Origin of the sequence: Pseudomonas sp. RL_105y_Pfl2_101 (assembly GCF_963970585.1) — a bacterium.
GTDB lineage: Bacteria > Pseudomonadota > Gammaproteobacteria > Pseudomonadales > Pseudomonadaceae > Aquipseudomonas.
In genome coordinates this window covers 1-13,020 of record NZ_CAXAPG010000001.1, presented here as the reverse complement: position 1 = coordinate 13,020, position 13,020 = coordinate 1, and the positions used below count along the sequence as shown (strand labels likewise).

12 protein-coding genes are annotated in these 13,020 nt (G+C 61.4%); 3 read left to right on the top strand and 9 right to left on the bottom strand.

Going from position 1 to position 13,020, the window contains the following annotated elements; genetic code table 11:
• Window positions 1-82: 82 nt before the first annotated feature.
• The 3 genes from AACY31_RS00060 to AACY31_RS00050 all read right to left on the bottom strand — a co-directional run bounded on the left by AACY31_RS00060 (window position 83) and on the right by AACY31_RS00050 (window position 2,749).
• The gene (locus AACY31_RS00060; RefSeq protein ID WP_339478583.1) at window positions 83-1,441 is read right to left on the bottom strand and encodes an 8-oxoguanine deaminase; all 1,359 of its coding nucleotides are present in this window, start codon (window positions 1,439-1,441) and stop codon (window positions 83-85) included.
• A 245-nt stretch (window positions 1,442-1,686) separates the two neighbouring features.
• The gene (locus tag AACY31_RS00055) at window positions 1,687-2,373 is read right to left on the bottom strand and encodes an SDR family oxidoreductase (RefSeq protein ID WP_339478585.1); all 687 of its coding nucleotides are present in this window, start codon (window positions 2,371-2,373) and stop codon (window positions 1,687-1,689) included.
• 25 nt (window positions 2,374-2,398) lie between these two features.
• Window positions 2,399-2,749, bottom strand: a complete 351-nt coding sequence (locus AACY31_RS00050) for a MerR family transcriptional regulator (RefSeq protein ID WP_053118143.1) — start codon at window positions 2,747-2,749, stop codon at window positions 2,399-2,401.
• Between the two features lie 81 nt (window positions 2,750-2,830).
• Here AACY31_RS00050 and AACY31_RS00045 point away from each other — a divergent pair, with 81 nt between their 5' ends.
• A complete protein-coding gene (locus tag AACY31_RS00045; protein ID WP_339478588.1) occupies window positions 2,831-3,259 on the top strand; it encodes a hypothetical protein in 429 nt (142 codons plus the stop codon).
• 68 nt (window positions 3,260-3,327) lie between these two features.
• Here the strand turns inward: AACY31_RS00045 and AACY31_RS00040 are convergent, their stop codons facing one another.
• The 6 genes from AACY31_RS00040 to AACY31_RS00015 form a co-directional block, all read right to left on the bottom strand.
• Window positions 3,328-4,254 (bottom strand): ABC transporter permease, encoded by a 927-nt coding sequence (locus tag AACY31_RS00040; RefSeq protein ID WP_339478589.1) that lies wholly within the window; start codon window positions 4,252-4,254, stop codon window positions 3,328-3,330.
• Window positions 4,254-5,360: an ABC transporter permease gene (locus AACY31_RS00035; RefSeq protein ID WP_339478590.1), complete on the bottom strand. Its 1,107-nt coding sequence runs from the start codon at window positions 5,358-5,360 to the stop codon at window positions 4,254-4,256. Before AACY31_RS00035 ends, AACY31_RS00040 begins: the two co-directional genes overlap by 1 nt.
• Window positions 5,361-5,372: 12 nt before the next feature.
• Window positions 5,373-6,926, bottom strand: a complete 1,554-nt coding sequence (locus tag AACY31_RS00030; protein ID WP_339503613.1) for an ABC transporter ATP-binding protein — start codon at window positions 6,924-6,926, stop codon at window positions 5,373-5,375.
• Window positions 6,927-7,459: 533 nt separating this feature from the next.
• Entirely contained in the window at window positions 7,460-8,041 is a 582-nt protein-coding gene (locus AACY31_RS00025; protein WP_339478593.1) for an IMPACT family protein, read from the bottom strand.
• 7 nt (window positions 8,042-8,048) lie between these two features.
• Window positions 8,049-8,699 carry a TetR/AcrR family transcriptional regulator gene (locus AACY31_RS00020; RefSeq protein WP_339503611.1) on the bottom strand — a complete coding sequence of 217 codons (651 nt, stop codon included), beginning with the start codon at window positions 8,697-8,699 and terminating at the stop codon, window positions 8,049-8,051.
• A 126-nt stretch (window positions 8,700-8,825) separates the two neighbouring features.
• On the bottom strand, window positions 8,826-9,746 hold the full coding sequence (locus AACY31_RS00015; RefSeq protein ID WP_339478595.1) for a LysR family transcriptional regulator: 921 nt from the start codon (window positions 9,744-9,746) through the stop codon (window positions 8,826-8,828).
• A gap of 122 nt (window positions 9,747-9,868) precedes the next feature.
• On the opposite strand from AACY31_RS00015, the gene AACY31_RS00010 reads away from it, so the two are divergent.
• Together AACY31_RS00010 and AACY31_RS00005 are read left to right on the top strand one after the other, a co-directional pair.
• Window positions 9,869-11,218, top strand: coding sequence for an aspartate aminotransferase family protein (locus AACY31_RS00010; RefSeq protein ID WP_339493100.1), 1,350 nt, complete (start codon window positions 9,869-9,871; stop codon window positions 11,216-11,218).
• A 72-nt stretch (window positions 11,219-11,290) separates the two neighbouring features.
• A complete protein-coding gene (locus AACY31_RS00005; RefSeq protein ID WP_339478599.1) occupies window positions 11,291-12,784 on the top strand; it encodes a CoA-acylating methylmalonate-semialdehyde dehydrogenase in 1,494 nt (497 codons plus the stop codon).
• Window positions 12,785-13,020: the final 236 nt, after the last annotated feature.

Here is a 13,020-nt window from a genome sequence, read left to right as displayed (position 1 = left end):
CCCACAGTGAAGGGTGGGTGTTTATGAGGGCAGCCTCGCCGCGAGAGCTGTGGGAGCAAGGCTTGCCCGCGATGGCGTTGGGTCAGGTGCCGGCGATCAATTCGCGCGCCGCCTGGCGGTGGTCAGCAATTAAACCCTTCAAGTCCAACCCCTCGACCTGCCCGTCGATGACCCGCCATTGCCCACCGATCATCACCCGATCCGCCCGATCCGCGCCGCACAACAGCAGCGCCGAGACCGGGTCGTGGCTGCCGGAAAAGCGCAGCTCATCGAGCTTGAACAGTGCCAGGTCGGCTTGCTTGCCCACCGCCAACTCACCGATGTCGCTGCGGCCGAGCAGTTGCGCCGACCCCCGGGTCGCCCAGCCCAGGACGCGCTCCGGCGTGATCGCTTGCGCGCCGTAGCGCAGGCGTTGGATGTACAGCGCCTGGCGGGTTTCGAGGATCATGTTCGAGGCATCGTTGGACGCCGAGCCGTCTACCCCCAGGCCTACGGGGGCGCCGGCGGCGGTCAGGTCCAGGGTCGGGCAAATGCCCGAGGCCAGGCGCATGTTCGAACTTGGGCAGTGACAGATGCCGGTGCCGGCAGCGCCGAGACGGGCGATTTCATCCGGGTTGAAATGAATGCCGTGGGCCAGCCAGGTGCGCGGGCCAAGCCAGCCGACGCTGTCCAGGTAATCCACGGTGCGCAGACCAAAGCGTTGCAGGCAAAACGCTTCTTCATCGAGTGTTTCGGCCAGGTGCGTGTGCAGGCGTACATCGAGCTTCTCCGCCAGCTCGGCGCTGGCGCTCATGATCTGGGGCGTGACCGAGAACGGTGAGCAAGGCGCCAGGGCAATCTGGATCTGCGCGCCCTCGCCGCGCTCGTGGTATTGGCTTATCAAGCGCTGGCTGTCGTCGAGAATCACCTGGCCCTGCTGCACGGTCTGCTGTGGCGGCAAGCCACCGTCGGCTTCGCCCAGGCTCATGGAGCCGCGGGTCAACATCGCGCGCATACCCAGTTCACGGACACTCTGCACCTGCACGTCGATGGCATTTTCCAGGCCTTCTGGAAACAGGTAATGGTGGTCGGCCGCGGTGGTGCAGCCTGACAGCAGCAACTCGGCCAAGGCCACTTTGCTGGCCAGCGCGAGTTTTTCCGGGGTCAGTCGCGCCCACACTGGGTAGAGGGTCTTCAGCCAGGGGAACAACGGCTGGTTCACCACCGGCGCCCAGGCACGGGTCAGGGTCTGGTAGAAGTGATGATGGGTGTTGATCAACCCAGGCAGGATCACATGTTCGCGCGCGTCGAAAATGTGGTCACAAGGCTGGGCGGGTTGCTGGCCGGCACTCAGCCGTTCGACGATCACACCGTCCTGCAGGACGAGGCCGCCACGGGCATCAAGGTCGTTGGCCGTGAAAATGGCGAGGGGATTTTTTAACCAGGTACGGGTCGCAGGCATGGTGGCCGGCTCCTCTGAAAGTGGGTTCAGGTTAGCCAGCTCAGTGATGCCCTGTCTGCTGATCCAGGGTCGCCTTAGGGGCGAGGGTCGGAGTTTACTCAGGTTGCCGGACACATTTCCAGTATCAGACTGAGATCCAAATGTGGGAGCGAGCCTGCTCGCGATGCGGTGGATCAGCCACTATAAATACTGAATGTGAGTCTGCTATCGCGAGCAGGCTCGCTCCCACAAGGGAATGGCGGTGTTTACCAGGGAATCGTCTCGCCCCGATAGTTGACGAAGTGATGCCCACCCTTGCCGGCGAAGGCATTCACTTGGTCGATCAGCCCGCGGGTGCTGGTCTCGACATCGATGTCCGCTCCTTCACCACCCATGTCGGTCTTCACCCAACCGGGGTGCAGCGACAGCACTGTCGGCGCTTGCTCACCCAGTTGGCTGACAAAGCTATTGGTCATGGAGTTGAGCGCCGCCTTGCTGGCCTTGTACAGCGCCAGTTCCGGCGCATCGGGCATGGTCACGCTGCCCAGCACCGAACTCATGAACGCCAGTACGCCGCTGCCGTCGCGGATCTGGCCGACAAAGCGTTGGGCCAGGTTGATCGGGGCCACGGCGTTGGTGAAGAACAACTGGCCGACTTCGGCCAGCGTCGCGCCACCCGGGTTCTGGTTTTCCGGGCCCTTGACGCCAGCATTGACGAACAGCAGGTCGAAGGTATCGCCCTTGAGCTGTTGGCTCAGGGCGATGACCGCTTGCTGGTCGTCCATGTCGAGTTTTTCGATCCGCACCGGGCCCAGCGCCTTCAAAGCCTCTGCGTTCTGCGGGTTGCGCACGGTGGCGGTCACGTTCCAGCCATCGCTGAGCAGCGTCTTCACCAGACCAAGGCCCAGGCCCCGAGAGGCGCCGATGATCAATGCGTTTCTTGCCGAATTCATGAGGGGCATCCTTGAAAGAAAAAGGTCATGGATTTAATGGACAGCGTTGCCCGAGCCGTTGTTTCAGCTCGTGACGCAACGCATCGAGTTCGGTCATGCGGGTTTCGATCAGGTTCAGTTTGTCTTGTAGCAATTGCGTCACGGCGCAGTCCGGGTCGGGGGCGTTCCACAGGGCGGCGACGCTGGCGCCAATCTCGCCCAGGGTAAAGCCCAGGCGCTGAGCTGTCTTGATATAGAGCACCAGTTGGACCACGTCGGCGGGGTAGTCGCGATAGCCATTGGCGCTGCGCGTCGCTGCGATCAGGCCACGTTGCTCGTAGAAGCGCAGCGTGTCTCGACTGACGGCACAGGCCTGGGCTAATTCACCGATGCGCATTGTGGAACTCCAGAGGACTTGACCTTGGAGCATACCCCAGGCTTTAGCTTCTTTGCTCCCCGATTATCTGGAGCAAGGTGTATGTGGACTTCAATGCAATATCGCCGGGTGGTGCTTGGCAGCGCCTGGTATGACCTGATCGTGTCGGCAGCGCTGGCCACGCCGTGGAGCTTTGCGGCGCTGCATGGCATGTTGGTGAGCATGACTCAGCTATTCGACCTGCCTGGAGAGTTGCCGCCGTTTGCACCGGCGCATGTGCTGATGGTGAATCTGCTGGGCTCGATTGTCTGTGTGTGGTCGGTGCTGCGGATTCGGGATCCGCAGCCGCTGTATGGGCGTTATGACGCGGCGGGGCGGTTTTTGTTTGCGACCTGGCAGTTGTATGCGCTGCTTCATGGGGCCAGTGCGGTGTTGTGGGTTTTCCTGTTTTTCGAGGTGGTGTGGGGCTTGGTTCAGGTGTTGCCTGTTCGGGACTCATCGCGGGCAAGCCTTGCTCCCACAGGTCACTGAAAGTCTGTGGCGTTCATGCAAAACGGTGGGAGCAAGGCTTGCCCGCGATAGGCGCGCCGTGGTCTATCTCAATGCCCTGCTTGCCAAGGCTGCCCCAGCGACACCGGCGCATACAGCCGGGTGCGCACGGCGTCCCGGGACAACAGCACCAGCACCACAATGGTCGCGGCATACGGCAGCATCGCCAGCAAACTCGATGGAATCGCCAGGCCCAGCCCCTGGGCTACCAGGTGCAGGATGCTGGCGAGGCCGAACAGGTAGGCGCCCAGCAGCAGGCGCCACACCCGCCAACTGGCGAACACCACCAGCGCCAGGGCAATCCAGCCGCGCCCGGCGCTCATGTTCTCGGCCCACATCGGCGTGTAGGCCAGCGACAGATACGCGCCGGCCAAGCCGGCCATGGCGCCGCCAAACAGTACCGCCAGGGTCCGCACCCGCAACACCGGCAGGCCCATGGCGCTGGCGGCATCGGGGTTCTCGCCAACGGCCTGGATGATCAACCCGGCGCGGCTTTTCATGATCGTCCACGCCACCAGTGCAAAAAGCGCGAAGGACAGGTAAACCAGCAGATCCTGGGCAAACAGCATCCGCCCGATCAACGGGATGTCACTCAGGTAGGGAATGGCCAGCGGCTCGAAGCCCGCCAGCGGTTTGCCGACCCAGGCCGCCCCGACGAAGCTCGACAGGCCCACTCCAAAAATCGTCAACGCCAGCCCGGTGGCGACCTGATTGGCGTTGAACGCCAGCGACACCAGCGCGAACAAGGCCGATAACAGCATCCCGGCGGCCATCGCCAGCAGCACGCCGAGCCAGAGGTTGCCACTGTTGAACGCGACGATAAAACCGATCACCGCGCCGAACAGCATCATGCCTTCCTGGCCCAGGTTGAGGACGCCGCTTTTTTCGCAGACCAATTCACCCAGGGCCACCAGCAGCAACGGCGTACCGCAACGGACCATGGCGTAAAAAACATTGCTCAACAGGTCGATATCCATCACAGCGCTCCTGCCTGTACGGGGGTGGTCCGGGTGCGCCGGGCCCAGCGCAGGTTCAGGCGCGGCCGGTACAGAATCAGCACGTCGCAGGCCAACAGGAAAAACAGCATCATCCCCTGGAACAGTTGGGTGATTGCCTGGGGAAGGTTCAGCGACATCTGCGCGCTTTCGCCGCCGATGTACAGCAATGCCATCAACAGGCTGGCAAACAGAATGCCAATGGGATTGAGGCGACCCAGGAACGCCACGGTAATTGCTGCATAGCCGTAGCCCGGCGACACCTGCGGCACCAGTTGGCCGATCGGCCCGGTCACTTCGCAGACGCCGGCCAGCCCGGCCAGTGCCCCACTGATCAACAACGCCAGCCACACCAACGGTTTCTGGCGAAAACCGGCGAAACCGGCGGCGCGGGCGTCGAGGCCCAGCACCTTGATCTGAAAGCCGACGAAGCTTTTCTGCAGCAACACCCACACCGCCACCAGCGCCAGTAGAGCGAAATACAGCCCGGCATGGACCCGGCCATCCTCCAGCAGCAACGGCAGACGACTGGCCTCGCCGAACATCGCCGACTCCGGGAAGTTGAACCCCGCCGGGTCTTTCAACGGCCCGTGAACGCAAAACAGCAGCAGGTTCAGGGCGATGTAGTTGAGCATGATGCTGGTGAGGATCTCATTGGCATTGAAGTGCGTGCGCAGCCACGCCGTAAGCCCGGCCCAGGCGGCACCGGCCAGGGTGCCGGTCAGCAGGATCAGCACCAGTGCCCAGCGGCTGTGCATGTCGATGATGTTCACCGCCAAGGCACTGCCAGCCAGGGCGCCCAGCAGCAGTTGGCCTTCAGCGCCGATGTTCCAAATGCGCGCCTGATAGGCCACTGCCAGGCCGAGGGCACACAGCAGGATCGGCAAGGTCTTGACCAGCCACTCGGACACGCCGTACAGATCGCTGATCGGGGCGATCAACAAGGTGTACAGCGTTTGTAGCGGGTCGTGCCCCAAGGCGATAAACAGCAGCGAGCCACAAGTCAGGGTCAGCACGGCGGCCAGTAGCGGCGAGCACCAGAGCATCAGGCGCGATTGCTGGCCGCGAGGTTCGAGAGAGAGCAGCATGTAGAACTCCGTTTAAACCGGCGCGGGGCCTGGGGATTGAGGGGCGTCGAACTGGCCGGCCATCCAGCCGCCGACGTCGCTGAGCCGGGTCTCGACGGTGGGCCTCAAGGCCGACAGACGCCCGCCGCACAAGGCGCCGAGGCGGTCGCTGATCTGGAACAGTTCGTCGAGGTCTTCGGAGATCACCAGAATTGCCGCGCCTGCATCGCGCAGGGCAATCAGGGCACGATGGATGGTCGCCGCCGCGCCGACGTCCACCCCCCAGGTTGGGTGAGCGGCCACCAGCAGCTTCGGCTGTTGCAGGATTTCCCGGCCGAGAATGAATTTCTGCAAGTTGCCCCCCGAAAGGCTGCGTGCCGGAGTTTTGGTGTCGGGTGTCTTCACGCCAAAGCGCCGGATGATCGCCTCGGCCAAGTGTTCAACCTTGCGGCGTCGAATCAGCCCATGGCTGACCAGGCCCTGTTGGAAGGCACTGAGCAGAGCGTTATCTGCCAGGCTCAATTGCGGCACGGCGCCATGGCCCAGGCGCTCGGCGGGGACAAATGCCAGCCCGAGCCGGCGACGGGCGTCGGGGCGCAGGTGCGCGACGGGTTGCCCGTCGAATCGGATTGTTTCGCCTTGCTGGCGGAGAAGCTGAGTTTCTCCGCTGAGCAACGCCAGCCATTCGTCCTGACCATTGCCCGCCACCCCGGCGATGCCGACGATTTCGCCGCCGCAGACTTCAAGGTCAATGTCACGCAACGAGCAGCCGAACGGGTCCGGGTTGTGCCATGACAGCTTATTGATTTGCAGAAAGGCTTTGTCTGCGCAGACCTTGGGGTAGTCCGTGATCAGTCCGGCTGCGTCGCCAACCATCAGTTGCGCCAGCTCTCGGTCCGAGCAGCGCGCCGGGGTGCAATGCCCCGACACCCGTCCGCCGCGCAGCACCGTGGCGCTGTGGCACAACGCTCGCACTTCCCCGAGCTTGTGGCTGATAAACAAGATGCTGCAGCCCTCGCTCGCCAGGCGGCGCAGGGTCACGAACAGTTCTTCGGCTTCCGCGGGGGTGAGCACCGAGGTCGGTTCATCGAGAATCAGCAGGCGAATGTCCTGCATCAGGCAGCGAATGATCTCCACCCGCTGCCGCTCGCCAATCGACAGGCTGTGGACCCGCCGCTGCGGCTCCAGCGCCATGCCGTAGCGCCGGGAAACCTCGCGGATCCGGGGTTCCAGCTGCGCAGGCGTACCGGCTGCCGCACCCATTGCCAAGGCAATGTTTTGCGCAACGGTGAGGGTTTCGAACAGCGAGAAATGCTGGAACACCATGCCGATTCCCAGGCTGCGGGCCTGGGCCGGGTTGCGCAGGTTGACGCGTTGGCCTTGCCAGACCACGTCCCCCGAATCGGCAGGGGTGACGCCGTAGATAATCTTCATCAAGGTACTTTTACCTGCACCGTTTTCCCCGAGCAGGGCGTGGATCTCGCCAGGTTGGATGCTCAGGTCGATGGCGTTGTTGGCCAGGCAACCGGGGTAGCGTTTGCTGATGTTGCGCAATTGCAGGCGGGCGATGGGGTCGGGGTTGGACATGACAGGCTCGGGCCGGTGGACAGGAATGCCTGTGGATAAAGCAATTTTCTGGCCATCAGGTCAGGAAATTGTCGCAACCCCCGTTGCCAAGGCCCTCTGCATGTAGCCTGGGCAGTTGCCGTAGGTAAACTCTGCACCGACTTGGAGCGCGCAAGTTTTGCGCAGGCATCGGTTTGCCCTGAAGTGGGTGGTCAAAAATTGAGCAAGCGGCTGCGAGCCATGCCCTTCTTGGGGTGGCAGGAGCCATAAACGGCTTATCCACAGGTTGCTCCACAGTTATTGTGTGCAAGCCGGAAACGTGGGCATAAGCATTGCCCGGCTTTCTTCTAAAGGTGATAAACCGCCGCAAGCGTTTGTTTTGTGGATGGATTTGTCGGTTCGGCGGGATTTTGGCTGAAAAATGAGCAACTCTCTGGAACCCGCATGACAGAAGGGTTACAGAGGGATGTGCTCAGGTTATCCACAGTCGGGTGCACAGTGGATGTGGGCAAGTTGAACGATTGCGGGGCGCCCTGAAAGGTCGCAGGCTGATCTCAACGTGCCAGCAGAATCCGTCCACGGCTCAGGTCGGCCAGGTGCGTTTGCAATGTTTCGATCTGCGCTTGACCCACGGCCAGTTGAAGGTCTACGCCATTGGCGGTAAAGCATTCTTCATTGACCAACCCGCCGCATTCGGCGACGCGCAGCTTCACCAGGGCCAGTTCGGCGAACCCGCAGGAACAGCGCAGCGCCACGCGACTGATCAATTCGATTTTTTCGACGTTTTGCAGGCATTTGTTCGCGCCGCCGCCATAAGCCCGGGCCAGACCGCCCGTGCCCAGTTGAATTCCGCCGTACCAGCGGATCACCAACACCGCGACCTGGTCGCAGGCTTGTGCTTCGATCGCGGCCAGGATCGGCCGCCCGGCGGTGCCTCCCGGCTCGCCATCGTCGTTGCTGCGGTATTGGTCGCCGAGTTTCCAGGCCCAGCAATTGTGCGAGGCATTCAGGTCGCTGTGCTGGTCGATAAAAGCCTGGGCATCGGCGGGGCTGGTGATGGGCGCGGCGAATGTGATGAAGCGGCTTTTGCGAATTTCTTCGCGGTATTCGCAAAAGCCGGCAAGGGTAAAAGGCATGGCGATCTCAGAGGACTGGTGTCAGGCCGCAGCCCTTGAGAATGATGCGGATCAGGTTGTCGCCAGCCTCGATCATGTCCTGCTTGGTCAACTTGCTGCGACCGGTCACGCGACAGATTTGGGTGGCGAAGTCGGCGTAATGCTGGGTACTGCCCCACAACAGGAAAATCAGGTGCACCGGGTCGATCGGGTCCATCTTGCCGGTATCGATCCAGGCTTGGAATACGGCCGCCCGACCATTGAACCAGGCGCGATAATCCTGGTTGAAATACTCGCTCAGGCATTCGCCACCGCTGATCACCTCCATGGCAAACAGTCGCGATGCCTGGGGCTGGCGACGAGAGAACTCCATCTTGGCGCGGATATAGCGGGTCAAGGCTTCGGCCGGATCATCCTCGGCGGTGAGGGTATTGAAGGTGCTGTCCCACAACTCGATGATGTTGCTCAGCACCGCCACGTACAACCCGAGTTTATTGGTGAAGTAGTAATGCAGGTTCGCCTTGGGCAGCCCGGCCTTCAGGGCGATGGCATTCATGCTGGTGCCTTTGAACCCGTGACGAGCGAATTCATCTTCGGCAGCCTTGAGGATCGTCTCTTCATTCTTTTGACGAATGCGGCTGGTGGGTTTGCCACCGTGGGCAGGAACTTCAAAGGTCATGGGCGTTTCCGGGCTGGGTCTGTGGGCAAGCAAATGCGTTGATAGCGCACCGGCATCAATCCGACAAGTGCCATCACACTAAAAGCCATCTCGATGGCGACCGCTTGCCCCCTGTGGGAGAGGAAGTCATCGGGTTGCCGCCAGGCTTTCGAGAAAGCTCTCCAGCACCAGGTGAGGTCGGCGACCCTTGCGCGTGACCGACGCCAGGCTCAGGTCATAGAAACGTGCGAAGGGCTTCAAGGCGCGCAACCGACCTTGCTGGACCCAGAGGCTGGCGTAATGATCGGGCAGGTAACCGATGTAGCGTCCGGTGAGGATCAGGAACGCCATGCCTTCGCGGTCCGATGCGCTGGCAGTGCAGTTGAGTGCCTGGTAGTGGGCTTGGATCTCGGCAGGCAGGCGGAAAGTGGGGGCGATGGCGTCCTGGCTGTTGAGGCGGGTGTCGTCGAGTTGCTGATCGTCCACATAAAACAGCGGATGCCCAACCGCGCAATACAACAGTGATCGTTCACTGTATAGCGGTTGATATTCGAGCCCAGACAGGACGCTGGCCTGGGGGACTACGCCGACATGCAGGCGCCCATCGAGCACGCCTTGCTCAACTTCGTTGGGGGCGATCATGCGAATCTGGATCTGCACGTCGGGCCCGCGTTCTTTCAATTGCGCCAAGGCGTGGGTGATGCGCATGTGGGGCAGGGTGACCAGGTTATCGGTCAGGCCAATGGTCAATTCACCGCGCAAGTGCTGGTGCAAGCCGTTGACCTCGGTGCGAAAGCTTTCCAGTGCGCTCAATAACTGCAACGCCGATTGATACACCTCGCGACCTTCCTCGGTCAGGGAAAAGCCCGCGCGCCCACGCTGGCACAGACGCAGGCCGAGACGTTGCTCGAGGTCGCTCATCTGCTGGCTGATGGCCGAGCGGCCAATGCCAAGCACGGTTTCAGCGGCGGAAAATCCACCACATTCCACCACGCTGCGGAAAATGCGCAGCAGGCGAATATCAAAGTCGCTGACCTGGGCCAATGGATCGGGGCGACGAACGCTCATAGTTTAGTGATTCACCGACTGAAGGTTACAAAAGTTGGATTTCACCGACTTTATCGCCGTGGCAACTTAGCTGCAAGAACGCTTTCGATTCCCTGTCGCTTATGACCTGCGAGGTTTTGTCGATGAACATGCCCGAACACGCTGCCGGTTCCCTGGCCAGCCAGCTCAAGCTGGATGCCCATTGGATGCCTTACACCGCCAACCGCAATTTCCAGCGCGATCCGCGCCTGATCGTCGCTGCCGAAGGCAGTTGGCTGGTGGATGACAAGGGGCGCAAGGTGTACGACTCGCTGTCGGGCCTGTGGACATGCGGCGCCGGGCACACGCGCAAGGAAATCCAGGAAGCGGTCGCCAAGCAACTGGGCACCCTTGATTACTCGCCGGGGTTCCAGTACGGCCATCCGCTGTCGTTCCAACTGGCGGAAAAAATCACCAGCCTGACCCCGGGCAATCTCAATCATGTGTTCTTTACCGATTCCGGCTCCGAGTGCGCCGATACCGCGGTGAAGATGGTCCGCGCCTACTGGCGTCTCAAGGGGCAGGCGACCAAGACCAAGATGATTGGTCGTGCCCGTGGCTATCACGGCGTGAACATCGCCGGCACCAGCCTCGGCGGTGTCAACGGCAACCGCAAAATGTTCGGCCAAGCCATGATGGACGTCGACCACTTGCCCCACACCTTGCTGGCCAGCAATGCCTATTCCCGTGGCATGCCGAAAGAAGGGGGTATCGCTTTGGCCGATGAGCTGTTGAAGCTGATCGAGCTGCACGATGCTTCCAACATCGCTGCGGTCTTCGTCGAACCGATGGCTGGCTCGGCTGGCGTGCTGGTGCCGCCGGAGGGTTACCTCCAGCGCCTGCGGGAAATCTGCAACCAGCACAGCATTCTCTTGGTGTTTGACGAAGTGATCACCGGTTTCGGCCGTACCGGTTCGATGTTCGGTGCCGACAGCTTTGGTGTGACGCCGGACCTGATGTGCATCGCCAAACAAGTCACCAATGGCGCAATCCCCATGGGGGCGGTGATTGCCAGCTCCGAGATCTACCAGACGTTCATGAACCAGCCGACGCCCGAGTACGCGGTGGAATTTCCCCACGGCTATACCTACTCGGCGCACCCGGTGGCCTGCGCGGCTGGCCTGGCGGCGCTGGACCTGCTGCAGAAGGAGAACCTGGTACAGAGCGTGGCCGAGATCGCCCCGCATTTCGAGAATGCATTGCACGGCTTGAAGGGCGCGAAAAACGTCATCGACATTCGCAACTATGGCCTGGCCGGCGCGATCCAGATCGCCGGGCGCGACGGCGATGCAATCGTGCGTCCGTTCGAGGCCGGCATGGCGTTGTGGAAAGCCGGGTTCTATGTGCGGTTCGGTGGCGACACCCTGCAGTTCGGGCCAACGTTCAACAGCAAGCCGCAGGATCTGGATCGCCTGTTCGATGCGGTCGGTGAAGTGCTGAACAAGCTCGACTGATACGTCCTTCTATATAGCTTTCGATAACGGGCGTCCGGTCACGGGCGCCTGTGGATAATTCTGGAGTCCCCCATGAGCCTCATCCCGCATTTGATCAGTGGCGAACTGCTGAGTGACAGCGCTCGCACCGCCGATGTGTTCAATCCGTCCACTGGCCAGGCCATCCATAAAGTGCCGTTGGCTGATCGCGCGACCATCCAGCAGGCCATTGATGCCGCTAGGGCGGCTTTCCCGGCCTGGCGCAATACACCGGCGGCCAAGCGCGCGCAGGTAATGTTTCGTTTCAAGCAGTTGCTGGAGCAGAACGAGTCGCGCATCGCACAGTTGATCAGTGAAGAACACGGCAAGACTTTGGAAGACGCGGCCGGTGAGCTCAAGCGCGGCATCGAAAACGTCGAGTTCGCCTGTGCAGCACCAGAAATTCTGAAAGGCGAATACAGCCGTAACGTAGGACCGAACATCGACGCCTGGTCAGACTTCCAGCCTTTGGGGGTGGTGGCCGGTATCACGCCGTTCAACTTTCCGGCGATGGTGCCGCTGTGGATGTATCCGCTGGCGATCGTCTGCGGTAACTGCTTTATTCTCAAGCCGTCCGAGCGTGACCCGAGTTCGACGCTGCTGATCGCCCAGTTGTTGTTGGAAGCCGGTTTGCCCAAGGGCGTATTGAGCGTGGTGCACGGCGACAAGGCTGCGGTGGACGCACTGATCGAAGCGCCGGAAGTGAAGGCGCTGAGTTTTGTGGGGTCGACACCGATTGCCGAGTACATCTATGCCGAGGGTACTCGGCGCGGCAAACGCGTCCAGGCGCTGGGTGGGGCAAAGAACCATGCGGTGCTGATGCCGGATGCCGACCTGGACAATGCCGTCAGCGCACTGATGGGCGCGGCGTACGGTTCGTGCGGTGAACGCTGCATGGCGATTTCGGTGGCGGTGTGTGTCGGCGACCAGGTGGCAGATGCGCTGGTGTCCAAGCTGGTTCCGCAGATCAAGGCGTTGAAGATTGGTGCAGGTACATCCTGTGGGCTGGACATGGGGCCGTTGGTGACGGGTCAGCATCGGGACAAGGTCAGTGGTTATATAGAAGACGGTGTGGCGGCGGGTGCTTCGCTGGTGGTCGACGGGCGTGGCTTGAGTGTGACCGGGCATGAGGAAGGTTTCTTCCTGGGTGGCTGCCTGTTTGATCGCGTGACACCTGAGATGCGTATCTATAAGGAGGAGATTTTTGGGCCGGTACTGTGCATCGTCCGGGTCAATAGCCTGGAAGAGGCGATGCAACTGATCAACGATCACGAGTATGGCAACGGCACCTGCATCTTTACTCGCGATGGCGAGGCGGCGCGGTTGTTCTGCGATGAGATCGAAGTCGGCATGGTGGGCGTCAACGTTCCATTGCCGGTGCCGGTTGCATATCACAGCTTTGGCGGCTGGAAACGCTCGCTGTTCGGTGACCTGCACGCCTACGGCCCGGACGGCGTGCGTTTCTATACCCGTCGCAAAGCCATTACCCAGCGTTGGCCGCAGCGCGCGAGCCATGAGGCTTCGCAGTTTGCGTTCCCCAGCTTGTAACCGGTAAGTGGAGAGGCCAGCGCCCTTGGGCGCCGGCCTCTGTGTTTGCGGGGCCTTTTGACTGATGTGACAGAGTTATGAAAATAGGTGTTGACGGCAGATTCTGGACGTCTATAATTCGCCCCACTTCCGGCGCAGTCGAAACGGAAAACTCCTTGAGATTCAATGAGTTAAGTAGGTTTCGAAAGTGTTGGGCTTCAGGTCATCGAAGTCCGGAAGGAGCGGATAGAGCAGTG